Source organism: Pseudomonas lopnurensis, from assembly GCF_015070855.1.
Lineage (GTDB): Bacteria > Pseudomonadota > Gammaproteobacteria > Pseudomonadales > Pseudomonadaceae > Stutzerimonas > Stutzerimonas lopnurensis.
Window position 1 is genome coordinate 1 of sequence record NZ_JADDIX010000039.1, and the last position, 23,698, is coordinate 23,698.

The 23,698-nt window shown below is 66.8% G+C and carries 21 protein-coding genes; 16 read left to right on the forward strand and 5 right to left on the reverse strand.

All coding sequences use genetic code 11. The features are described from left to right. Window positions 1–301: 301 nt before the first annotated feature. Window positions 302–2,137: an ABC transporter ATP-binding protein gene (locus tag IN820_RS07915; protein WP_193680456.1), complete on the forward strand. Its 1,836-nt coding sequence runs from the start codon at window positions 302–304 to the stop codon at window positions 2,135–2,137. Between the two features lie 86 nt (window positions 2,138–2,223). Continuing rightward, entirely contained in the window at window positions 2,224–2,496 is a 273-nt protein-coding gene (locus IN820_RS22560; RefSeq protein ID WP_235989101.1) for an N-acetyltransferase, read from the forward strand. A gap of 244 nt (window positions 2,497–2,740) precedes the next feature. On the opposite strand, the gene IN820_RS07925 is transcribed toward IN820_RS22560, so the two are convergent. Both IN820_RS07925 and yghU read right to left on the reverse strand, forming a co-directional pair. Continuing rightward, a complete protein-coding gene (locus tag IN820_RS07925; RefSeq protein ID WP_193680457.1) occupies window positions 2,741–3,544 on the reverse strand; it encodes a hypothetical protein in 804 nt (267 codons plus the stop codon). A 421-nt stretch (window positions 3,545–3,965) separates the two neighbouring features. Beyond that, window positions 3,966–4,808, reverse strand: coding sequence for a glutathione-dependent disulfide-bond oxidoreductase (gene yghU / locus IN820_RS07930; protein ID WP_193680458.1), 843 nt, complete (start codon window positions 4,806–4,808; stop codon window positions 3,966–3,968). A gap of 256 nt (window positions 4,809–5,064) precedes the next feature. On the opposite strand from yghU, the gene IN820_RS07935 reads away from it, so the two are divergent. Beyond that, the gene (locus tag IN820_RS07935) at window positions 5,065–5,301 is read left to right on the forward strand and encodes a helix-turn-helix domain-containing protein (RefSeq protein ID WP_235989102.1); all 237 of its coding nucleotides are present in this window, start codon (window positions 5,065–5,067) and stop codon (window positions 5,299–5,301) included. Next, window positions 5,298–6,539, forward strand: coding sequence for a type II toxin-antitoxin system HipA family toxin (locus IN820_RS07940; RefSeq protein WP_193680459.1), 1,242 nt, complete (start codon window positions 5,298–5,300; stop codon window positions 6,537–6,539). The genes IN820_RS07935 and IN820_RS07940 overlap by 4 nt, the downstream gene beginning before the upstream one ends. A 120-nt stretch (window positions 6,540–6,659) precedes the next feature. On the opposite strand, the gene trpA is transcribed toward IN820_RS07940, so the two are convergent. Together trpA and trpB are read right to left on the reverse strand one after the other, a co-directional pair. Then, window positions 6,660–7,469: a tryptophan synthase subunit alpha gene (gene trpA, locus IN820_RS07945; RefSeq protein ID WP_193680460.1), complete on the reverse strand. Its 810-nt coding sequence runs from the start codon at window positions 7,467–7,469 to the stop codon at window positions 6,660–6,662. Beyond that, entirely contained in the window at window positions 7,466–8,677 is a 1,212-nt protein-coding gene (gene trpB, locus IN820_RS07950; protein WP_193680461.1) for a tryptophan synthase subunit beta, read from the reverse strand. The genes trpA and trpB overlap by 4 nt, the downstream gene beginning before the upstream one ends. Before the next feature lie 179 nt (window positions 8,678–8,856). Between trpB and IN820_RS07955 the strand changes: the two genes are divergently transcribed. From IN820_RS07955 to IN820_RS07985, 7 genes are all read left to right on the forward strand, one after another. Then, window positions 8,857–9,744, forward strand: coding sequence for a LysR family transcriptional regulator (locus IN820_RS07955; protein ID WP_193680462.1), 888 nt, complete (start codon window positions 8,857–8,859; stop codon window positions 9,742–9,744). Window positions 9,745–9,840: 96 nt separating this feature from the next. Further along, window positions 9,841–10,287 carry an Lrp/AsnC family transcriptional regulator gene (locus tag IN820_RS07960; protein ID WP_193680463.1) on the forward strand — a complete coding sequence of 149 codons (447 nt, stop codon included), beginning with the start codon at window positions 9,841–9,843 and terminating at the stop codon, window positions 10,285–10,287. Between the two features lie 358 nt (window positions 10,288–10,645). Beyond that, window positions 10,646–11,743, forward strand: coding sequence for a TRAP transporter substrate-binding protein (locus IN820_RS07965; protein WP_193680464.1), 1,098 nt, complete (start codon window positions 10,646–10,648; stop codon window positions 11,741–11,743). A gap of 4 nt (window positions 11,744–11,747) precedes the next feature. Beyond that, window positions 11,748–12,269, forward strand: a complete 522-nt coding sequence (locus IN820_RS07970) for a TRAP transporter small permease subunit (protein ID WP_193680465.1) — start codon at window positions 11,748–11,750, stop codon at window positions 12,267–12,269. After that, window positions 12,266–13,591: a TRAP transporter large permease gene (locus IN820_RS07975; RefSeq protein ID WP_193680466.1), complete on the forward strand. Its 1,326-nt coding sequence runs from the start codon at window positions 12,266–12,268 to the stop codon at window positions 13,589–13,591. Before IN820_RS07970 ends, IN820_RS07975 begins: the two co-directional genes overlap by 4 nt. A gap of 17 nt (window positions 13,592–13,608) precedes the next feature. Beyond that, complete coding sequence (locus IN820_RS07980; RefSeq protein ID WP_193680467.1) at window positions 13,609–14,445, forward strand: sulfite exporter TauE/SafE family protein; 837 nt, start codon at window positions 13,609–13,611, stop codon at window positions 14,443–14,445. A 9-nt stretch (window positions 14,446–14,454) separates the two neighbouring features. Further along, window positions 14,455–16,041: a gamma-glutamyltransferase family protein gene (locus IN820_RS07985; RefSeq protein WP_193680468.1), complete on the forward strand. Its 1,587-nt coding sequence runs from the start codon at window positions 14,455–14,457 to the stop codon at window positions 16,039–16,041. A 166-nt stretch (window positions 16,042–16,207) separates the two neighbouring features. Here IN820_RS07985 and galE read toward each other — a convergent pair whose 3' ends face one another. Then, on the reverse strand, window positions 16,208–17,251 hold the full coding sequence (gene galE, locus IN820_RS07990) for a UDP-glucose 4-epimerase GalE (protein ID WP_193680469.1): 1,044 nt from the start codon (window positions 17,249–17,251) through the stop codon (window positions 16,208–16,210). Between the two features lie 468 nt (window positions 17,252–17,719). On the opposite strand from galE, the gene IN820_RS07995 reads away from it, so the two are divergent. From IN820_RS07995 to IN820_RS08015, 5 genes are all read left to right on the forward strand, one after another. After that, window positions 17,720–18,904, forward strand: a complete 1,185-nt coding sequence (locus IN820_RS07995; protein WP_193680470.1) for a glycosyltransferase family 1 protein — start codon at window positions 17,720–17,722, stop codon at window positions 18,902–18,904. Next, window positions 18,892–20,097, forward strand: coding sequence for a UDP-galactopyranose mutase (gene glf / locus IN820_RS08000; RefSeq protein ID WP_193680471.1), 1,206 nt, complete (start codon window positions 18,892–18,894; stop codon window positions 20,095–20,097). Before IN820_RS07995 ends, glf begins: the two co-directional genes overlap by 13 nt. 160 nt (window positions 20,098–20,257) lie before the next feature. Further along, complete coding sequence (locus IN820_RS08005) at window positions 20,258–21,403, forward strand: glycoside hydrolase family 1 protein (RefSeq protein WP_193680472.1); 1,146 nt, start codon at window positions 20,258–20,260, stop codon at window positions 21,401–21,403. Further along, window positions 21,400–23,196 carry an ABC transporter ATP-binding protein gene (locus tag IN820_RS08010; RefSeq protein ID WP_193680473.1) on the forward strand — a complete coding sequence of 599 codons (1,797 nt, stop codon included), beginning with the start codon at window positions 21,400–21,402 and terminating at the stop codon, window positions 23,194–23,196. The genes IN820_RS08005 and IN820_RS08010 overlap by 4 nt, the downstream gene beginning before the upstream one ends. Continuing rightward, window positions 23,193–23,408, forward strand: coding sequence for a KTSC domain-containing protein (locus IN820_RS08015; RefSeq protein WP_193680474.1), 216 nt, complete (start codon window positions 23,193–23,195; stop codon window positions 23,406–23,408). The genes IN820_RS08010 and IN820_RS08015 overlap by 4 nt, the downstream gene beginning before the upstream one ends. Window positions 23,409–23,698 lie beyond the last annotated feature (290 nt).

A 23,698-nucleotide genomic window follows, 5' to 3' on the forward strand; every position in this document is an offset into this window, starting at 1 on the left:
ATGGGGACAGATTATCCAGTATGCCCTATTTATTTGCCAGGTTAATAGCGAGGTAGCCTGAACGCAACGCGTGGAAAAGGCTCCGCCGTTTTCCACCCTACCAATGCGCGGTGTCGGCAGAGGAGGCGGAGTGGCGTAGGGGGGACAACGCTTCGCTTGTCCACCACCGATGCGAATCGACGGGTTGGGGATCTGGTTGGCGAAACGCTCGCGGGCTCTGGGCGTCCAACCGGGATGCCGCGCCCGAGCGGTCGTATTCGAGAATTACGCCCGCCCACCTCGCCACAAAGCAGACCTCCCCATGCTGTTTAGCCGTTTCGAAAACCTGATCGATGTCTTCAAGCCCAGTCCGGACGTTGCGCCGCCGGCCGGGATGCTGCGCTTCTATGTGCATTACCTGAAGCAGGTCTGGCCATTGATGACCGCGGTGCTGGTGGTCGGCTTTTTCGCGGCGTTGATCGAGGTGGCGCTGTTCAGCTTTCTCGGCCAGTTGATCGATATGGCCCAGGCGACGGGCGATGCGCGGACGTTCTTTGCCGAGCACCGCAACGAATTGCTGTGGATGGCGGCGGTGGCGCTGGTCATCCGGCCGCTGGTGTTCGGCCTGCACAACCTGCTGACGCATCAGGCGATCAACCCGGGGCTGACCAATCTGATCCGCTGGCAGAACCACCGCTACGTGCTCAAGCAGAGCCTGAACTTCTTCCAGAACGATTTCGCCGGGCGCATCGCCCAGCGGGTGATGCAGACCGGGCCGTCGCTGCGCGATTCGGCCATGCAGGTGATCGATGCGCTGTGGCATGTGGTGGTCTATGCCGGCAGCGCGCTGTATCTGTTCGCCGCCGCCGACCTGCGGCTGATCGTGCCGTTGCTGCTGTGGATCGTCGGCTACAGCGCCGCCCTCTGGTACTTCGTGCCGCGCATTCGTGCGCGTTCGGCGGCGGCGTCCGCGGCGCGTTCGAAGGTGATGGGGCGGGTGGTGGATGGCTACAGCAACGTCGCCACGCTCAAGCTGTTCGCCCATTCGCGGGAAGAGGAAAGCTACGCCCGCGAGGCCATGCAGGAGCTGCTCGGCAAGTTCCGTCTGCAGTCGCGCGTGATCACCAGCCTGGATTTCCTGATCACCTGCATGAACGGCCTGTTGATCGTCGGCACCGGCGCGCTGGCGCTGTGGCTGTGGAGCGAGGCGCTGATCACCACAGGCGCCATCGCCCTGGCGCTAGGCCTGGTGATCCGCATCAACAACATGGCCGAGTGGATCATGTGGGTGGTCAACGGCATCTTCGAGAACGTCGGCACCGTGCAGGACGGCATGAAGAGCATCGTCCGGCCGCGTGACGTGCTCGACCCCGAGGACGCCAGGCCGCTCAAGGTGGCGCAGGGCGCCGTGCGCTTCGACGATGTGCATTTCCACTACGGCAAGCAGGGCGGGGTGATCAGCGGGCTGAGCATCGACATTCGTCCGGGCGAGAAGATCGGCCTGGTCGGGCCGTCGGGTGCGGGCAAGTCGACGCTGGTCAATCTGCTGCTGCGCCTCTACGACCTGGAGAGCGGGCGCATCCTCATCGACGGGCAGAACGTCGCCGAGGTCAGCCAGGAGAGCCTGCGCGCCAATATCGGCGTGGTCACCCAGGACACCGCGCTGCTGCACCGTTCGATCCGCGACAACCTGCGCTACGGCAAGCCCGACGCCAGCGAAGAAGAACTCTGGGCCGCGGCACGCAAGGCCCGCGCGGACGCGTTCATCAAGACCCTGGACGACAGCCAGGGCGGCAAGGGCTTCGAGGCGATGGTCGGTGAGCGCGGCGTGAAGCTCTCCGGCGGGCAGCGCCAGCGCATCGCCATCGCCCGGGTGCTGCTCAAGGACGCGCCGATCCTGGTGCTCGACGAAGCCACTTCGGCGCTGGATTCTGAGGTCGAGGCGGCGATTCAGGAGAGCCTGGATACCCTGATGGAGGGCAAGACGGTGATCGCCATCGCGCACCGGCTGTCGACCATCGCGCGTATGGATCGCTTGGTGGTGATCGACAAGGGCCAGGTGATCGAGACCGGCACCCACGCCGAGCTGATCGCCCGCGGCGGGCTCTATGCGCGGCTGTGGCAGCACCAGACGGGTGGCTTTGTCGGGGTAGATTGAGGCCGGCGCGCGCCGAGCGCTGAACCCTTGTCCGCCGCGCCCACTCGTACTTCTAGCCCAGTCATTTACCTGAGAGGAAGTCCGCCATGACCGATAGACAAGCCAGCATTCGCCACGACGCCGCGCAGCAGCGCTATGAGTTGCTGGTCGAAGGCCAGCCATTCGGTGTCGCCGTGTACAGCGAGCAGGGCGAGCAGTCGGCAGGGTGGGCTTCAGCCCACCCTACGGTGCTGGCTTCTGGTGCGGGAAAAGGCGTTGCCGTTTTCTGCCCTGCGGATGCGGCGATGCGTGCGGGCGTCGGGCCGTATCGCCAGCGCCTGTTGGTGCCGATAGACAACGGGCCGCATTGCAGCCCGTGAACCATCCGGCGGTCGGCAACAGTAGAGGGTAGGGTGGGCTTCAGCCCACCGGGGGAATTCCGTGCCGGTGACGGTGGGCTTCAGCCCACCCTACGGTGCTGGCTTCTGGTGCGGGAAAAGGCGTTGCCGTTTTCTGCCCTGCGGATGGGCGATGCGTGCGGGCGTCGGGCCGTATCGCCAGCGCTTGTTGGTGCCGATAGACAACGGGCCGCATTGCGGCCCGTGAATCGTCGGGCGGGCGGCGTCAGCTCGGGCGCTGGATCACGCAGATGCGGTCGCGGCAGAGCCCGGCGTCGCGGGTGCCGACGCCGGGCGCCACTTCTGGCGTTTCTGCACTGCCGTGGCCGGTCGCGCCGGCACCGGTCGGCGCTGTGGTGGCGGTGGTTTCCGGGTAGTCCGTACCGGCCCGCTTGGCGGCACCGCCGATGTCATAGCGACCGGTATCGGCCGAGTCGCGGTTTTCGTAGGCGGTTGGGGCGGTATGGCCTGCGGTGGTTGTCTCGGCCGCACTGGCGCCTGCGGCAGGGCGCTCGCTTGCCGTAAGCGGTTCGCTGCCGGTCCCGCTGCGGGTGAAGTGCTTGTCCAGGTGGCTGTCGCCGCCGGTCGCGCCGGCATAGGGGCTGGTGGGCCCGGCATGGCCGTCGGATGCACCCAGGGCGCCCGCACCGCGCTCGTGGATGTCGATCGCGCCGTTGTACTCCAGCGCGTCGCGCGCCCTGACCAGCTGATCTTCGTCGTACACGTCCACGGCGATCACCAGGGCGCCGCGGCGTACCGCTTCCGGGTAGGCCGTCGCGTAGTGGCGGTGTTCTTCGCGGGGCTCGTGGCCGAACAGCGACCTGAAGAAGTGCGCGACCCTGGATTCATGCTCGGTGCGGTCCAGCGGGGCGTCGGTAGTGCTGTAGGGGGCGTCGTAGGCATGGATGTCGGCGCTTTCGGCACCGACCGCATGGACCTGCTCGCGTGGAATGCCCCGCGCCATCAGGTCGCCGCGGGTGCGGTTGGCATCGGTCAGCGTGGCGAACGCTGCGACCAGTGTATGTCTCATGGCTCACCTCACGTTGTGTCGAACAACCGGGTTCCGAGCGTGGCGCTTATCCGTAAAACGGCCTGTCCGGGTGGTGGAGCGTGGATTAGCAGCGCTCATGAATATTGGGTGCGGGGCTACCGGCATAGTTCAGCGTCGCGGGATCAGCGGTCGGCGCCAGTCGCTGGCGCGGGTGTGGCGGCAGGGTGGTGCCGAACCCTTCGATCGGGGCACGGAAGTGTGAGATGGGCCAGCCCGTCGCCGGGCGGGGTGTAGGCCAGACGGTGGACAAGGCTGCGCCGATTTCACCCACACGTCGAGGCCAGCCTGTACCGAGAACGCCGAGCGTAGGGTGGATAACGCGCGTGGCGCTTATCCACCGGCTGGCTGCGTGGTGAGAGGTGGAAAAGGCTGCGCCGTTTTCCACCCTACATGGAGCGGATCAGTCGAGGTCGGCGGCGCTGTGGCGTTCGGGGGCCTGTTCCGATTCGTCGCCCCAGGTGCGGTTGACCTTGCGTCCGCGGATCACGGCGGGGCGCTCGGCGATCTCGGCAGCCCAGCGCTGCACGTGCTGGTATTCGTGCACCGAGAGAAATTCGCCAGCGCCGTACAGCTCGCCGCGCACCAGCCCGCCGTACCAGGGCCAGATGGCCATGTCGGCGATGCTGTAGTCGTCGCCGGCGATGTAGCGGCGCTCGGCCAACTGGCGGTCGAGCACGTCGAGCTGCCGTTTGACCTCCATCGCGTAGCGGTTGATCGGGTATTCGTATTTCTCCGGCGCGTAGGCATAGAAATGGCCGAAGCCGCCGCCGAGGAAGGGTGCCGAACCCATCTGCCAGAACAGCCAGTTGAGGGTTTCGGTGCGCGCGCGGGTTTCCGTGGGCAGGAAGGCGCCGAACTTCTCCGCCAGATAGACCAGGATCGAGCCGGATTCGAATACCCGCAGCGGTTCGCCTTCGACGCTGCGATCCACCAGGGCGGGGATCTTCGAGTTCGGATTGATCTCGACGAAGCCGCTGCCGAACTGGTCGCCGTCACCGATGTTGATCAGCCAGGCGTCGTACTCGGCGCCGCTGTGGCCCAGGGCGAGCAGCTCCTCAAGCATGATGCTGACCTTCACACCGTTGGGCGTGGCCAGCGAATAGAGCTGCAGCGGGTGCTTGCCCACCGGCAACGGCTTTTCCTCGCGCGCGCCGGCGGTGGGGGCGTTGATGCTGGCGAACTTGCCGCCCGACGGCGCGTCATGCGTCCAGACTTTCGGCGGTACGTAAGTGGTATCAGGCATGTCGATCTCCTCGAGTGGGTTGAACCGGGGATGTGCACCGCATCCTACGCGCCTGGCCGGCGAGGTCGAAATCAAGCGGGTCGATATTGGTCATTGATGAATGATGGCTTCTCTGCGTGGGCTCTATCGGGGAGCGGCATTTTTTCCCGATACGTAAAAAATGAAGTGCGTCGGCAAGCCATGGAGAGTATTTTTCCCTATCGGGATAAAAAATGAACGGAACTGCCTTGAACGGCAAATTGTACGGAACGGGAAAATGATCGAACCTACCGTATTCTCTTCGATGGCCGAACTCGGCAAGCTCATCCAGCGGACCCGCAAGCGTCAGGGGCTGCGTCTGGTGGATGCGGCCGGGCTGTGTGGCGTGAGCGTGCGGTTTCTGAGCGAACTGGAAAATGGCCGCGAGAGTTGCTCGTTCGGGCGGGTGCTGAATGTGTGTCAGACGCTCGGCATCGAGCTGCTGGCGGCAAGACGTGACGGGGGCGACCTGTGAGCGGGCTTCTCGGCGTCTACCGGGGCGATCGATGTATCGGTGAGCTATGGCTAGGTGATGATGGCCGCACCATGGGTTTTCGTTATGGCGAAGCAGCACGGTTTGCCATCTCCAATAGCTTGCCGCTTGCAACCGGTGTGTTCGCGCCAACGGTTGGCATGGCACACAACTGGTTTGCCAATCTACTTCCCGAGGAAGCTTCGCGGCAGATGCTGGTGAACCGGCTTGGGGTCGCTGATGACGATTTTTCGCTGCTGGCCGCCATTGGTGGCGATTGCGCGGGGGCGTTGCGCATCGTCGACCATACGCGGGCGGATGCGCTGGCGACCGCTGGCCGTGAGCCGGTCGATCCGAACCAACTGGCGCGATGGGCTCAGGGCAAGGAGCGCTATGCCTTGTTTCAGCCGGGCAAGGCGACACGGCTTTCGCTTGCCGGTGCCCAGGACAAGATTCCCGTAATCATCGAGAAGGAGCAGCTCTACCTTCCGCTCGGCGCCGCCGCCTCGTCACATCTGATCAAGTTTGCGCTGAAGCCGGCGTTGGTCTTCAACGAGCTTTATATGAACCGTCTGGCCCGAATCGCCGGGCTCGATGTTCCCGGCTCGCACGCAGGTCAGGCCGGGAGGGCTCACTACCTCGCTGTCACTCGTTACGATCGCGAGCGAGTGGCGAATCGAATCGAGCGTGTTCATCAGGAGGACATGTGCCAGGCGCTCGGCTATCCGCGGCGGCTGAAGTATCAGGAGGAGGGCGGCCCGACGTTGGCCGCCTGCGCAGCGCTGTTGCGCGCAGTGACGGCCATGCCAGCGCTGCAGGTGCGCCAGTTGCTGCGCTGGCAGATATTCAACGTGCTGGCCGGCAACAGCGATGGCCACGCCAAGAATCTTTCGCTGCTACAAGACGCCAGTGGACGCTGGTCATTGGCGCCGGCCTATGACCTGGTGTGCACGATGGTGCTGCCCTACAGCCCCAGCCTGGGCTTTGCAGTGGGGAGTAATTTCCATCCGCAGCAGCTGTGCAGGGCTGACTGGGAAGAACTGGCGCGCGCGATGGGCCTTGCGCCGCCGTTCGTGCTGCGCGAGCTCCGACAAATGCTGGATCTGCTCGAGCCAGCCGCCAATAGCGCCGAGTTGCGAGCCGAACTGCAAGCTGCGGGCATGGATGAAGCGGGGTGGACGAAGGTTCAGCATGTGCGCAAATACGTCGTTCAGCAGTGCCGTCGCTACCGCAAGCTGTAGCGCGAAGGGCCGAGCCTGCGATACGGGTGAAGGACGACGCCCTGTCCCGTCACGCCAGTAATGAAGAAGCCGCTGCCCCGATCACGGATGCAGCGGCTTTTCGTACCAGCGAGTAATGCGTCAGCCGCGGGCGGTGCGTACCCCGGCGCTGATCTCGCGACACAGGCCGAGCACGCCTTCGACGGCTTCTTCCGAGCTCTTGGCGCTGGCGATCTGGTCGATCAGTGCCGAGCCCACCACCACGCCGTCGGTCAGCCGGGCGATGGCTGCGGCCTGCTCCGGGGTGCGGATGCCGAAGCCGACGCACACCGGCAGGTCGGTGTGGCGCTTGAGGCGCGCCACGGCTTCTTCGACGTGCTCCAGGGTGGCGGAGCCGGCACCGGTCACGCCGGCCACCGAGACGTAGTAGACGAAGCCCGAACTGCCGTTGAGCACTACCGGCAGGCGCTGGTCGTCGGTGGTCGGGGTGGTCAGGCGGATGAAGTCGATGCCCGCGGCCTGGGCCGGGTCGCAGAGGTCTTCGTTGTGCTCCGGCGGCAGGTCGACGACGATCAGGCCGTCGACGCCGGCGGCCAGCGCGTCCTCGACGAAGCGCGGCACGCCGTAGTGGTGGATCGGGTTGAAGTAGCCCATCAGCACCAGCGGCGTGGTGCTGTCGTCCTCGCGGAATTCGCGGACCATCTGCAGCGTCTTGCGCATGTTCTGCTTGCCGGCCAGGGCGCGCAGGTTGGCCAGCTGGATCGCCGGGCCGTCGGCCATCGGGTCGGTGAACGGCATGCCCAGCTCGATGACGTCGGCGCCGGCCGCCGGCAGGCCCTTGAGGATCTGCAAGGAAGTGTCATAGTCCGGGTCGCCGGCGGTGACGAAGGTGACCAGGGCCGCGCGGCCCTGCTGCTTGAGTTCGGCGAAGCGGGTCTCGAGGCGGCTCATATGCGCTCCTCCTGTTCGGCAAAGTGGTGCATGACGGTCTGCATGTCCTTGTCGCCGCGCCCGGACAGGTTGACCACCATCAGATGGTCCTTCGGCAGCTTCGGCGCGCGCTTGAAGACTTCGGCCAGCGCATGGGAGGACTCCAGCGCCGGAATGATGCCTTCCAGGCGGCAGCACTGGTGGAAGGCGTCGAGCGCCTCCTGGTCGGTGATCGAGGTGTACTCGACGCGGCCGATGTCGTGCAGCCAGGCATGTTCGGGGCCGATGCCGGGATAGTCGAGGCCGGCGGAAATGGAGTGGGCGTCGATGATCTGGCCGTCGTCGTCCTGCAGCAGGAAGGTGCGGTTGCCGTGCAGCACGCCGGGCTCGCCGCCGTTGAGGCTGGCGGCGTGCTTGCCGGTCTCGATGCCGTAGCCGGCGGCCTCGACGCCGACGATCTTCACGCTGGCGTCATCGAGAAACGGGTGGAACAGGCCCATGGCATTCGAGCCGCCGCCGATGCAGGCCACCAGCGAGTCGGGCAGGCGGCCTTCCTGGGCCTGCAGCTGGTCGCGGGTTTCCTTGCCGATCACCGCCTGGAAGTCGCGGACCATGGCCGGGTAGGGGTGCGGGCCGGCGACGGTGCCGATCAGGTAGAAGGTGCTGTCGACGTTGGTCACCCAGTCGCGCAGGGCTTCGTTCATCGCGTCCTTCAGCGTGCCGGTGCCGGCGGTGACCGGGATCACCTCGGCGCCCAAGAGCTTCATGCGAAAGACGTTGGCCTGCTGGCGGTCGATGTCGGTGGTGCCCATGTAGATCACGCACTGCATGCCGAAGCGCGCGGCCACGGTGGCGGTGGCCACGCCGTGCATGCCGGCGCCGGTCTCGGCGATGATGCGCTGCTTGCCCATGCGCCGGGCCAGGAGGATCTGGCCGATGCAGTTGTTGATCTTGTGCGCGCCGGTGTGGTTCAGCTCCTCGCGCTTCAAGTAGATCTTCGCGCCGCCGCAGAACTCGGTCAGGCGTTCGGCGAAGTACAGCGGCGAGGGGCGGCCGATGTAGTCGCGCTGGAAGTAGGCGAGTTCCTTGGCGAACTCGGGGTCCTGCTTGGCCTTCTCGTATTCGGCGGCCAGCTCGTGGATCAGCGGCATCAGGGTTTCGGCGACGTACTGGCCGCCGAACTGGCCGAACAGGCCGCGGGAATCGGGGCCGTTGCGGTATGAAGTCATGGGCGATCTCCTGGAGTTCTTTTGTAGGAGCGGCCCTTGGCCGCGAATGAAACCACGCCAATGACCGGGCTACCGGTTCGCGGGCATGGCCCGCTCCTACGCGATTGCATGCACCCTAACCGGATGCAGCGGGGAAAAAAAGCGATAAGATCGCTGCAATTGGTCAGGAAAACTCACCTATGAACGCCAGCCTTCCCCCGCTCAATGCCTTGCGCGCCTTCGAGGCCGTGGCGCGTCTCGGCAGCCTGAAGCAGGCGGCCACCGAGCTGCATGTCACCCATGGCGCCATCAGTCGGCAGGTTCGACAGCTGGAAGAGCAGCTTGGCCTGGCCCTGCTGGTCAAGGAAGGACGCGGCGTAAAACTCACCGATGCCGGTATCCGCCTGCGCGATGTCGCCAGCGACGCCTTCGAGCGCCTGCGCAGCACCTGCGCCGAGCTGCAGCGGCAGACCGCCGAGGCGCCGTTCGTGCTCGGTTGCCCCGGCAGCCTGCTGGCGCGCTGGTTCATCCCGCGGCTGGACCGGCTCAACCGCGACCTGCCGGAGCTGCGCCTGCAGCTCTCGGCCAGCGAGGGCGAACTGGACCCGCACCGGCCCGGGCTGGACGCCACGCTGTGGTACGCCGAACCGCCCTGGCCGGCGGACATGCGGGTGTTCGAGCTGGCCGCCGAACGCATCGGCCCGGTGCTCAGCCCGCATCATCCGCGCTGCGCCGCCTTGCGTGACGCCCCGCCCGTGGCCCTGCTCGGCGAAGCGCTGCTGCATACCGCCTCGCGGCCGCAGGCCTGGCCACGCTGGGCGCGCGGCAACGGCCTGGAGCCGGCGCAGCTCCGGCTGGGGCAGAGCTTCGAACACCTCTATTTCCTGCTGGAGGCGGCGCTGGCAGGCCTCGGCGTGGCCATCGCCCCGCAGCAGCTGGTGGCCGACGACTTGGCCGCCGGGCGCCTGCTGGCGCCCTGGGGCTTCGTCGAAACCGAGGCGAAGCTGGCGCTGTGGGTGCCGGTGCGACGCATGGATCGACGCGCCGAGCAACTGGCGCGCTGGTTGACGCGCGAGGTGCAGGGGTAGCGCATGAATGCGGCGCGGGAGACGGTTTGCGCGCCCCTCGATTGGCATGCAACCCGCATCCCGTACGGCATTTCCTGTCACGCAAGCCACGCCTCCATGAACAAGCTGGACAACGCACTGCTCAACATCCTGATCAAGGACTCACGCACCTCCTTCGCCGATATCGCCCGTCAGTTGAACATTTCCCGCGCGCATGCCCGCACCCGGGTGCAGGCGCTGGTGGATAGCGGGGTGATCGAGAAATTCACCGCCGTGGTCAATCCGGAAAAGCTCGGCAAGGGGATCTCCACCTTCATCGACCTGACCGTGGCGCCCGCGGCCATCGAGGCGGTGGCCGAGCGGCTGGCGGGCACCGTGGAGGTGGTCAGCCTGTACATCATGAGCGACCTGAAGAGCCTGCATATCCATACCCTGACCGACAGCTACGAGACCTTCGATGGCTTCGTCCGCGAGCACATCTTCAATCACCCGGAGATCCTCGCGGTGGACTGCAAGGCGCTGCTCACCCGGGTCAAGCACCGCCGCGGTGGGGCCCGGTTATGAAGCCGACCGCGCCTTATAACGGGGCTCGCCGCCTCCTCATGGTGCGCAGCTGACATTCGTCATCCGCGACGGCGCGCGGAGGACCGATCGAATCCAAACGGCTTCGCGCAGCTGACGAATGTATCGATTTACCGGGTCGCGCTGCCGTTTCGTCGAGGCCCTGTGGCCCGGCATGCGTGTTTTTTGTGCAGCAAGGCGATCGCCAGTTTTCCTGGGTCGATGAATAAATCAATAAAAATCAATAAGTTACGAAAAATATTTGGCTGGCACGGCTGTTGCTCTAGGCCTTGCGCACGACTTTACATCCGATAGGCAGCCCGCCGATCGGAATCACGGACTGTGCAACAGGAGATCCGCCATGAGCCTCAACCGACGTAAATTCCTTGGCGCCGGAGCCGTTGCCGCAGGTGCCGGCCTGACCCTGGGCGCCCCCGCGATCGCGACCGCCGCCAGCGACAAGACCTTCAACTGGAAGATGACCAACGCCTATGCCCCGGGCTCGCCGTTCTACGTCCAGGGGCCGGGCAGCCCGACGGATTTCTGCAAGCGGGTCGAGGCCATGTCCAACGGCCGGCTGAAAATCCAGCACTTCGCCGCCGGCGAGCTGATCCCGGCGCTGGAAGGCTTCGACGCGGTCACCAGCGGCCTGGTCGAGATGAACGCCGCCAACGCCTATTTCTGGGCCGGCAAGATCCCCGCCGCGCAGTATTTCACCGCGGTGCCCTTCGGCATGAATACCCAGGGCATGAATGCCTGGCTGTACAACGGCGGCGCCCTGAAGCTGTGGGAAGAACTCTACGAACCCCATGGTCTGGTGCCGATGCCCATGGGCAACACCGGCACGCAGATGACCGGCTGGTTCCGTCGGCCGCTGGAAGGCGTCGACAGCCTCAAGGGCCTGAAGATGCGCATCCCGGGTCTCGCCGGCAAGGTCTACAGCGAACTGGGCGTGACCGTGCGCCTGCTGCCCGGCGGCGAGATCTTCCCGGCGCTGGAGCGCGGGGTGATCGATGCCGCCGAATTCGTCGGCCCCTACCAGGATCGGCGCATGGGCCTGCACAAGGCGGCGAAGAACTACTACACCACCGGCTGGCACGAGCCGACCAACGTCACCGAGCTGATCATCAACAAGAAGGCCTGGGACAGCCTGCCGGCCGATCTGCAGGCGATCGTGCGCATCTGCGCCCAGGCCTGCAATGCCGAGAGCCTGGCCTGGTCCGACGCGGTCAACGCCGAGGCGCTGGAAGACCTGGTGAACAACGAAGGGGTGATGGCCAGGCCGCTGCCGGGCGACATCATCGCGCGCCTGCGCGAAGTCACCGCCGACACCCTGGCGAGCATGGCCGCCGCCGATCCGGCGACGCGCAAGGTGCATGACCATTTCATGGCCTTCCGCGAGAAGTACCGGTACTGGTCGGCCGTGGGCGAGAAAGGCTTCATGGACCTGGAGGCCTGAGCCGATGTGGGTCGTGATCAACCGTCTCGAACAGCTGGTCGAGCTCCTGGGTAGCGTGGCGCGGGGTTGCCTGTTGCTGCTGGTACTGCTGGTTTCGACCAACGTGCTGGTTCGCTACGGCTTCGATGTCAGTCCGGTAGCGCTGCAGGAACTGGAATGGTTCCTCATCTCGCCGATCGCCATGCTGGGCATTTCCTACGTTCTCAAGCACCGCGCGGATGTCCGCGTGGACTTCATCTACGAGACGTTCCGGGCCCGCACCCGGGCCGCCGTCGACCTGTTCAGCGCCCTGGCCACCTGCCTGCTCGGAGCCTTCCTGGCCTGGGCCTGCTGGCATTACATGATGCAGTCCTACCGGATCGGCGAAGGCTCGCCCGATCCGGGCGGGCTGCCCCATCGCTACCTGGTCAAGGCCTTCCTGCCGCTGGGGTTCGCCCTCTTCGCCCTGCAGGGCATCGCCGATACCCTGCGCGCGCTGAGCGGTCTGCTGGCCGTGCCGCGGACGTCCGCGGAGGTGCCGTCGTGAGCCTCAACGAATGGTTGGCGATCAGCATGGTCTTCGCCTTCTTCGCGATGATGATGGTCGGCGTGCCGGTGGCCATCTCCCTGGCGGTGTCGGGATTCGCCGCCGGCCTGATCGGCTTCGGTCCGATGCTGTTCAGCCTGCTGCCGGCGCGGATGTTCGGCGTGGTCAGCAACTACACCCTGCTGGCGATTCCATTGTTCACCTTCATGGGGGTGATGCTGGAGAAATCCCGGGTCGCCGAGGACATGCTGGAAACCGTGGGCCAGGCCATGGGTGGCCTGAACGGCGGCATGGGGCTGGCCATCGTGCTGGTCGGCGTGCTGCTGGGCGCCTCCACCGGCATCGTCGGCGCCACCGTGGTCACCATCGGCCTGCTGACCCTGCCGGTGCTGCTGCGCCGTGGCTATAAGCCCAGCGTGGCCTGCGGCACCATCTGCGCGTCCGGCACGCTGGGGCAGATCATTCCGCCGAGCCTGGTGCTGATCCTGCTGGCCGACATCCTCGGCGAGTCGGTGGGTTCGATCTTCGCCGCGGCGTTCATCCCCAGTCTGATGCTGGCCGGAGTCTACGTCGCCTACATGCTTCTGCTCGGCTGGCTGCGCCCGCAGTGGGTGCCGGCGATTCCCGCCGAGGAACGCGCCCTGCTCAGCCGCCAGCAGCTGTGGAAGAACATCGCCCGGTCGGTATTGCCGCCGCTGCTGCTGGTCATCTGCGTGCTCGGTTCGATCATCGGCGGGCTGGCCGCGCCTACCGAAGCCGCATCCGTCGGCGCCCTGGGCGCCCTGGTGATCGCCGCCTGCGCCGGCCGGCTGAACCGCGACACCCTCAAGCAGACGCTGCACGGGACCTTGAGCATCAGCGCGATGATCTTCCTCATCCTGCTCTGCTCGCAGCCATTCTCCCTGGCCTTCCGCGGCCTGGGTGGCGAGGCGCTGGTGCATGACCTGTTCGATCTGCTGCCGGGTGGCGAACTGGGTGCGATCCTGTTCCTCATGGTGTTGCTGTTCGTGCTCGGCTTCTTCCTGGAGTGGATCGAGATCTCCTACATCGCCCTGCCGATGTTCCTGCCGGTGTTCATGGGCTATGGCACCGACATGGTCTGGCTGGCGATCCTGGTCGCGCTGAACCTGCAGATGTCGTTCCTCACGCCACCCTTCGGCTGGTCGCTATTCTTCCTCAAGGGGGTGGCGCCGCCGGGTATCAGTACCCGGGACATCTATGCCGGTGCCGTGCCCTTCGTCGGGTTGCAGATCCTCGCCGTGGCCCTGGTGTTCTGCTTCCCGAACCTGGCCACCTGGCTGCCCAAGGCCATCGGCTGGTAATACCTGGAGAGTCGATCATGGAATTCTTTTCTGCCTACAGCCCGCTGTGGCTCGCCGGGCTGGTCGCTGCCCTGCTGCTGACGGGGGCGGTAGCCGGCATCCTCGCCGGCCTGCTTGGCGTCGGCGGCGGCATCGTCATCGTACCGGTGCTGTATCACCTGTTCACCCTGCTCGGCATCGATCCCGAGGTGCGCATGCACGTGGCCGTCGGCACCTCGCTGGCGGCCATCGTACCGACCTCGATCATCTCGGCGCGTGCCCATTACCGGCGCGGCGGCCTCAAGCCGGAGCTGCTCAAGCCATTGATCCCCGGCACCCTGATCGGCGTGCTCATCGGTGCGTTGCTCAGCGGCTACCTCAGTGGCCAGGTGCTGGCGGCGATCTTCGCCGTGATCGCCCTGCTGGTGGCGCTGAACATGGCGTTCGAGCGCAACCTCAGCCTGCGCGACGGCCTGCCCGGCACGCTGGGCACCGGCGTGCTGGGCCTGTTCATCGGCAGCCTGTCGACGCTGATGGGCATCGGTGGCGGCACCCTCAGCGTGCCGATCCTCAATGCCTGCCGCACACCCATGCACATCGCGGTCGGCACCGGCGCGGCCCTGGGCGTGGTGATCAGCTTGCCCGGCGCGCTCGCGTACCTGATCAACGGCCTGGACGCGAGCCACTTGCCGCCGGCCACCCTGGGCTACGTCAACCTGCTCGGGCTGGCCTTGATCGTCCCGGTGACCATGCTCACCGCGCCCTGGGGGGCGCGCATCGCCCATGCCATCAACGCGAGCCTGCTGCGCCGCCTGTTCGCCCTGTTTCTCGCCCTGACGGCTGTCCGCATGCTGTTTGGCGCCTTCTCGTTCTGAGGATCGTTCATGCTGAAAAGTACCCACGCCACCCGCGGCATTTTCGTCGCCCCTCATCACCTGGCCGCCCAGGCCGGCCGTGACGTGCTCAAGGCCGGTGGCAATGCCGTCGAAGCCATGGTCGCCGCAGCAGCGAGCATCGCCGTGGTCTATCCCCACATGAACGCCATTGGCGGCGACGGCTTCTGGCTGATCCACGAGCCGGGCAAGGCGCCTGTGGCCATCGATGCCTGCGGTAGCAGCGCCGCCCTGGCCAGCCGTGCCTTCTACGCCGGTTGCGAGCAGATCCCCAGCCGCGGCCCCAAGGCGGCATTGACCGTGGCCGGCACCGTCGGCGGTTGGGCCAAGGCCCTGGAGGTGGCCGCTGGCTGGGGTCGCCCGCTGCCGCTGCGCGACCTGCTGGCCGAGGCCATCGGCCAGGCACGCGATGGCATCGTGGTCAGCCGCAGCCAGGCGCACCTCACGCGGGTCAAGTTCGACGAGCTCAAGGACGTGCCCGGTTTTGCCGACGTCTACCTGACCGATGGCGGGCAGGTGCCGAGCGAAGGTAGCCTGATGAAGCAGGCTGCCCTGGCCAGGACCTTGGAGCACCTGGCGGAAAAGGGGCTGGATGATTTCTACCGGGGTGAGCTGGCGGCCAGTATGGCCAGCGAGCTGGAACGGCTTGGCAGCCCGCTGCGCCTGGCCGACCTGCAGGCCTACCAGGCGCAGGTGGTCACGCCGCTGCAGGTGCGCCTGGGCGACGCCACCCTGTACAACATGCCGCCGCCGACCCAGGGCCTGGCGTCGCTGTTGATCCTCGGCGTGTTCGAGCGCCTCGAGGTGGCCGAAGCCGAAGGCTTCGCCCATGTGCATGGCCTGGTCGAGTCGACCAAGCAGGCCTTCATGATCCGTGATCGCGTGGTCACCGACCCGCGCCGCCTGCCGGCCGATCCGCAGGGCTTCCTCGACCCGGCCACACTCGACCAGCTGGCCGCCGCCGTGGACACGCAGACAGCGCTGCAATGGCCGCGCCCCGCCGCACCGGGCGACACCATCTGGATGGGTTGCATCGATGGCGAAGGTCGCGCGGTGAGCTTCATCCAGAGCGTGTACTGGGAGTTTGGCTCCGGCGTGGTACTGCCGACCAGCGGCGTGGCCTGGCAGAACCGTGGCATCAGCTTTTCCCTCGACCCCGAGGCGCTGCAGGCGCTGGAGCCGGGGCGCAAGCCCTTCCACACCCTCAATCCGGCGCTGGCATTGTTCGACGACGGCCGCGTGCTGAGCTACGGCACCATGGGCGGCGAGGGCCAGCCGCAGACCCAGGCCGCGATATTCAGCCGCTACCGTCTGGGCAGCGACCTGCAGGCGGCGGTCAGCGCACCGCGCTGGCTGTTGGGGCGCACCTGGGGCGATGTCAGCACCAGCCTGAAGCTGGAAAGCCGCTTCGCGCCGGAGCTGGTCGAGCAGCTCCGCGCGGCCGGGCACGTGGTCGAGGTGCTGGACGAGGCCTTCAGCGACACCATGGGCCACGCCGGCGCACTGCTGCGCCATCCCGGCGGGGTGCTCGAAGGGGCCGCCGATCCGCGCAGCGACGGCAGCGTCTGCGGTCTCTAGACGTGCGCCGCGCCTGATCCATCGATCGCCGGTCGTAGGCGGGTTGCACCCGCCCTACGCGCTCGCTGGGCATTATGTCCTACGCTCTGGCTCCTACGCTCGAAAGGCTGTTGCGCTTCCCGAGTCGCGGCAACGCATGGAAGGCAGACCCTGGGGCCGAAGGGGTTCAACTGGCCAGCGCCGCCGGCGCCTTGCGTTCCTCGGCGTAGCCGCGCGGATTGCGGCTCTGCCAGCGCCAGGCGTCGGCGAGCATGGTCACCAGGTCCTTCTCGGCGCGCCAGCCGAGTTCCTGCCAGGCCTTGCTCGGGTCGGACCAGCACTGGGCGATGTCGCCGGTGCGGCGCGGCTTGATCATGTGCGGCAGCGGCTTTCCGGTGACTTCCTCGAAGGCGGTGATCATCTCGCGCACCGAATGGCCCTGGCCGGTACCGAGGTTCCACACCGAGACGCCATGCACCCGGTCGAGCCGCTCCAGCGCCTGCAGATGGCCCTTCACCAGGTCGACCACGTGGATGTAGTCGCGGATGCCGGTGCCGTCCGGGGTCGGGTAGTCGTCGCCGTAGACGTTCAGCTGCTTTCGCCGGCCCACCGCCACCTGGAGCATGTAGGGCAGCAGGTTGTTCGGCACGCCGTTGGGATCCTCGCCGATCAGCCCGGATTCGTGGGCGCCGATCGGATTGAAGTAGCGCAGCAGGCCGATGGACCAGCGCGGGTCGGAATTGGCCAGCCCCTTGAGCACGTTCTCGGCCATCAGCTTGGACTGACCATAGGGGTTGGTCGGTATCCCGGTGGGCAGTTCTTCGGTGATCGGCATCACCGGCGACTCGCCATAGACGGTGGCCGAGGAGCTGAACACCAGCCTGAAGATGCCCGCCTCGGCCATCGCCTGGCACAGCGCGATGCTGCCGCTGACGTTGGTCTCGTAGTAGCGCAGCGGCTCGCGCACGCTTTCGCCGACCGCCTTGAGGCCGGCGAAGTGCATCACCGCGGTGACCGGGTAGGCGGCGAATAGGGCCTTGAGCAGCGCGCGGTTGCGCACGTCGCCCTTGACGAAGTGCAGCGGCCGTCCGGCCAACTGTTCGACCCGGTCGAGCGCGTGCTGCGAGCTGTTGCACAGGTTGTCGAGCACCAGCACTTCATGTCCGGCCAGCAGCAGTTCGAGCACCGCATGCGAGCCTATGTAGCCAGCTCCTCCTGTCACCAGAATCATCGTCTACCTCCGAAATTCGCAGTCTTTTCGAACACGCTCGGGACACTGCGGCTGGCCGGGGCTGGCGCTGCATGAGTCTCCGCAATTGGGATCGGCGCAACGGAACAGAACGGCGACGACAGGCTGCGCGCGGGTTCCGGTGCCGGGTCTAAAACTGGCGTCCTGCAGATAGGGACGGGGTAACCTCCGGCCAAGTTCCATCGGCCCGCCAGCCGGGCGACAGTCAGGGCTGTCGAGGCTCCGTCGCGGCCATGCGCAATCCCAACGGACCCTAGCCATCGGATGATTGGCGGGAACCCGCAACGGCGGTTGTCGTCCATTACCGGCAGGCAGCGCTGCAAGCAGGGCGGAAAAATGCCCCGCGGCGCCCCGTGATCACACGCCTTACGCAGGGCTGCGCTGGCTTTTGACGTGTTGCGCGACCGGGCCGGAGCGGCCCGTGCGTCACCACTCGGAACGAGGTGCTAGATGAGCTGGGCCGGCCCTTTCCAATACGACATCGGCAAATCCCGCGACGCGCGACAGGCACCGGCCGAAGTGGTCTTCGACGAGCAGGTGCCGACCCTGCTGTGCCTGTCGCACCTGCGCTGGAGCTTCGTCTACCAGCGCCCGCAGCACCTGATGTCGCGCTTCGCCCGTGATTACAACGTGCTGTTCCACGAAGAGCCGATCCCCACCGAGGACGCCGAGCCCTGGCTGGAAGTGCGGCCCGAGGAGAACGGCGTGCAGGTGCTGATTCCGCGCCTGCCGTCCGGCTGCGAGGGCGAGGAGGCGAACCGGGCGCAGCGCCGGCTGCTCGACGACTATCTGGCCAGGCTCGGCGTCGACGAGCTGATGCTCTGGTACTACACGCCGATGAGCCTGGCATTCTCCGATCACCTGGCGCCGAGCCTGATCGTCTACGACTGCATGGACGAACTGTCGGCCTTCCGCGGGGCGCCGCCGCAACTGATCGAGCGCGAGGTGGAACTGATGTGCCGCGCCAACCTGGTCTTCACCGGCGGCCACAGCCTCTACGAGGCCAAGCGCCAGCGCCACGACAATGCCCATCCGTTCCCCAGCAGTGTCGACGTCGAGCACTTCGCCGCCGCGCGCCGGCCGCAGCACGACCCGGACGACCAGGCGGAAATCCCCCATCCGCGCCTGGGCTTCTACGGTGTCATCGACGAGCGCCTGGACCTCGCACTGATCGAACAGGTCGCCGCGGCGCGGCCGGACTGGCAGATCGTGCTGGTCGGCCCGGTGGTCAAGCTCGACCCGGCCGAGCTGCCGCAGCGCGACAACATCCACTACCTCGGCGGCAAGACCTACGATGAACTGCCGCAGTACCTGGCTGGCTGGGACGTGGCGATCATGCCCTTCGCGCTGAACGAATCGACCCGCTTCATCAGCCCGACCAAGACCCCCGAATACCTCGCCGGCGGCTGTCCGGTGGTGTCCACGCCGATCACCGACGTGGTGCGCACCTACGGCGACACCGGCATCGTGCGCATCGCCGATGACGTCGAGGCGTTCGTCGCCGCGGCCGAGGTCGCGCTGGCCGACGCCGAAGACCGCGACCGCCTGCTGGCCACGGCCGACGAGATCCTCGGCGACATGTCCTGGGACCACACCTGGAGCCTGATGAAGGAGAAGATGCAATGCGCGATCTGAGCCCGCAAGACGGCAACCCCGAATCCCTCGGCGGCGGCGCCGGCGAACAGCCGCAGGCGCGCAGGCGCGGCTTCGACTACCTGATCGTCGGCGCCGGCTTCGCCGGCAGCGTGCTCGCCGAGCGCCTGGCGGTCGGGCTGAACAAGCGCGTGCTGGTGATCGACCGGCGGCCGCACATCGGCGGCAACGCCTACGACTACCACGACGAGGCCGGCGTGCTGATCCACCGTTACGGGCCGCACATCTTCCACACCAACTCGCAGCGCATCGTCGACTACCTGTCGCGCTTCACCGAGTGGCGGCCCTACGAGCACCGCGTGCTGGCGCAGGTGCACGGCCAGCAGGTGCCGATCCCGATCAACATGACCACGCTGAACCTGCTCTACGGGCTGAACCTGACCACCGAGCAGGACGCGGCGGATTTCCTCGCCAGCCGCGCCGAGCCGGTGGCGGACATCCGCACCAGCGAGGACGTGGTGATCAACGGTATCGGTCGCGAGCTGTACCAGACGTTCTTCCGCGGCTACACCCGCAAGCAGTGGGGGCTGGACCCGTCGCAGCTGGACAAGTCGGTCACCTCGCGCATTCCCACCCGCACCAACACCGACGACCGCTACTTCACCGACAGCTTCCAGCAGATGCCCAGGCACGGCTACACGAAGATGTTCGAGAAGATGCTGGCGCACCCCAACATCAAGGTGATGCTCAACACCGACTACCGCGAGATCCGCGACGAGGTGCAGCACGACCAACTGATCTTCTGCGGCCCGATCGACGAATACTTCGACTACCGCTTCGGCAAGCTGCCCTACCGTTCGCTGAAGTTCGAGCACAAGAGCCTCGACCAGGAACGCTTCCAGGCGGTCGGCACGGTCAACTACCCCGCCGAGGACGTGCCCTACACGCGCATCAGCGAATACAAGCACCTCACCGGCCAGCAGCATCCGAAGACCAGCATCACCTACGAATACCCCTCGGCCGAAGGCGATCCCTACTACCCGATCCCGCGACCGGAGAATGCCGAGCTCTACAAGCGCTACCAGGCGCTCGCCGAGGCGACGCCGAACGTCACCTTCATCGGCCGCCTCGGCACCTACAAGTACTACAACATGGACCAGGTGGTGGGCCAGGCGCTGGCCGCCTACAAGCGCATCGAGGAGGCCGAGCGCGCCCTGGCGCCGGTGGCGAGTTGAGGCGCGATGAATGGCGTAGAGGAGGTGAGGTGGTGGGGTGGAGTCCGCTCGTTGGGCTTCGCTTCGCTCAACCCAACCTATGTGACATGTAGGTTGGGTTGAGGAACGAGTGACGAAGCCCAACACACCCCACCGGCCCCGACATGACCAGAGGTAAACGATGCACCACCCCAATCTGTTCGACAGCTTCTTCCTCGGCGGTTTCGAATGCTCGACCCATCGCCGTGGCGACGGTCGCCGGCTCGACCTGCTGGCCGCCACCGGCCATGATCGCTGGGTCGCCGAGGACTACGCCGCGCTGCGCCGCCACGGCATCCGCACGGCGCGTGACGGCCTGCGTTGGCACCTGATCGAGCGCGTGCCCGGCGAATACGACTGGTCCAGTTTCCTGCCGCAGCTGAGGGCGGCGAACGCTTCCGGCACCCAGGTGATCTGGGACCTGTGCCACTACGGCTGGCCGGACGACCTGGACATCTGGCGGCCGCGTTTCGTCGAACGCTTCGCCCGCTTCGCCGCCGCCGCCGCGCGGCTGGTGCGCGAGGAAAGCGACGTGCAGGCCTACTATTCGCCGATCAACGAAATGTCCTTCTGGGCCTGGGCCGGCGGCGACCACGGCATCTTCAACCCGCTGGGCCGGGGCCGCGGCGCAGAACTCAAGCAGCAGCTGGTGCGTGCCAGCATCGCCGCCATCGAGGCGATCCGCGAAGTCGATCCGCAGGCGCGCTTCGTCCAGGTCGACCCGGCCATTCACATCAGCGCCCGCAGTGACCGTCCCGGGCCCCAGCGCGAGGCGGAAAATGCCCGCCAGGCGCAGTTCGAGGCCTGGGACATGCTCTGCGGCAAGGCCTGGCCGGGCCTCGGCGGCAAGCCGGAATATCTCGACATCGTCGGCATCAACTACTACTCGGACAACCAGTGGTACCTGGGCGGGCCGACCATCGAGCGCGAACATCCCGATTACCGGCCGTTCCAGGGCATCCTCGCCGAGATCCACACGCGCTACGGGCGGCCGCTGCTGATCGCCGAAACCGGCGCCGAGGGCGACCTGCGCGGCGACTGGCTGCGCTACGTCAGTGAACAGGTGGGCATCGCCCTGCAACGCGGCGTGGCGATCGAGGGCATCTGCCTGTATCCGGTGCTCGACTACCCCGGCTGGGACGACGAGCGCCACTGCCCGACCGGGCTGTTCGGCTTCGCCGACGCGAATGGCGTGCGTGACGTGCACGCCGGGCTGGCGGACGAGCTGAAGCTGCAGCAGACGCGCTTCGCGGCGTTCGAACCCAGGCGGCACGTGGCGCCGGCATGAACGCACCCGCCGTGGCGCGTGTCGACGCCGAGGGGCTGCCGAGCCGGCCGCTGGCATTCCTCTGGCATTACGTGTGCGCACGGCCCTGGCATTTCGGCGGGCTGCTGGCCCTGGTGGTGAGCGCGGCGATCTGCGCCGTGGCGGTGCAGTACGGCATGAAACTGCTGGTCGACGCCATGGCCGAGAGCGGCGGCAACCGCGCCGGCGCCGACGTGTGGTTCCCGCTGTGGCTGTTCCTCGGCCTGATCGTGGTGGAGAACGTGTTCTGGCGGCTCGGCGGCTGGCTCGGCTGCCGCACCGTGGTGGCCAGCTGCGTGGACATCCGCGTCGACCTGTTCCGCTACCTCACCGGCCATCCGATGCGCTACTTCAACGAGCACTTCGCCGGCGCGCTGGGCAATCGCATCTCCGCCGTCGGCCAGGCGGCGGGCACCCTCTACGGCGGGCTGGCGTGGAAGATCGTGCCGCCCATCGTCGATTTCCTCGGCGCGGTGGTGGTGCTGTTCACCGTCGACTGGCGCATGGCCGTGGCGCTGATCGGCTTCGTCCTGCTGGTGGCGCTGCTGATCACCGGCTTCGGCATCCGCGGGCGCGGCAAGCACCTGCGCTTCGCCGCCCAGGCCGCGCGGGTCGGCGGCGAGCTGGTCGACGCGGTGTCCAACGTCTGGACCATCAAGGCCTTCTCCGCCCGCGACCGCGAGGCCGAACGGCTCGCCCAGGAGATCGGCTACGAGGCCCACGCCCAGCGGCGCAGCTGGATGTACCTGGAAAAGGCGCGGATGCTGCACGACATCTGCCTGTCGCTGATGGCCGGCGGCATGCTGATCTGGGCGGTGCGCAGTTGGCTCGGCGGCACGGTCAGCGCCGGCGACGTGGTACTGGTCAGCGCGCTCACCTTCCGAATCCTGCACGGCTCACGCGACCTGGCCCTGGCGCTGGTCGACGCCACCCAGCAGATCGGCGCCATCGCCGACACCCTGCGCATCATCAACCAGCCCCACGGCCTGGAAGACCCCGAGCCGGCGCTGACGCTGGACGAAGGCGACATCGACTTCGAGCGCATCCACTTCGGCTATCCGCAGCGCGAACCGGTGTTCGACGGCTTCAGCCTGCACATTCCCGCCGGGCAGAAGGTCGGCATCGTCGGCGCCTCGGGGGCCGGCAAGTCGACGCTGATCGCCCTGATCCAGCGCCTGGACGACGTGCAGGGCGGGCGGATTCTCCTCGACGGCCAGGACATCCGCCACGTCAGCCAGGACAGCCTGCGCGAGAAGATCGCCGTGGTGCCGCAAGAGACCGCGCTGTTCAACCGCAGCATCCTCGAGAACATCCGCTACGGCCGCCCCGAGGCCAGCGACGAGGAAGTGTTCGAGGCGGCGCGGCATGCCTTCTGCGACAGCTTCATCCGTGCCCTGCCCGAGGGCTATCGGACCCTGGTCGGCGAGCGCGGGGTGATGCTCTCCGGCGGTCAGCGCCAGCGCCTGGGCATCGCCCGCGCCTTCCTCAAGGACGCGCCGATCCTGATCCTCGACGAGGCCACCTCGGCGCTGGATACCCAGTCCGAGGCGGAAATCCAGGATGCGCTGAACCAACTGATCCAGGGCCGTACCGTGGTGGCGGTGGCGCACCGGCTGTCGACCCTGGCCCACTTCGATCGCATCGTCGTGCTGCGCGACGGCCGCATCGTCGAGGACGGCCCGCCGCACGAGTTGCGCCGGCGCGGCGGCGAATTCGCCGCGCTGTGGCGCCTGCAGGCCGAAGGCTTCGGCCGCCCGGCCGAGCCCGGCCGATGAAGCGCACGCCGGTGCAGTCGCGCAGCCTGCGCTCGCTGGGCTACGACCCCGAGCAGCGGGTGCTGGAGGTGGAATTTCGCAGCGGCGCGCTGTACCGCTACGAACAGGTGCCGCCGGCGGTGGTGCAGGCGCTGCTGGAGGCGGATTCGCTGGGGCGCTATTTCAACCAGGTGTTCAAGCCGCAGCACTACACCTATCGCCGCCTCGCGTAGGGTGGAAAACTGCGAAGCATTTTCCACGCGTCCGGTGGGCATGAATGCGGACTCCCTTTGTGCACCGTTGTAGTAGCCCGCTTGCCCGCTTGCCCGCGAACCACGTCGCCGCACAGCGCCGATCGCCGGCAAGCCGGCTCCTACACAAGCACGATGTGGCTCCTGCCCCATGCGTATGCCAATACCAGCCGGATCGACAGGCCACAACGGTGGATAAGCTGCGCGTTATCCACCCTACGCCCATCGCCGCCTCGCGTAGGGTGGAAAACTGCGAAGCATTTTCCACGCGT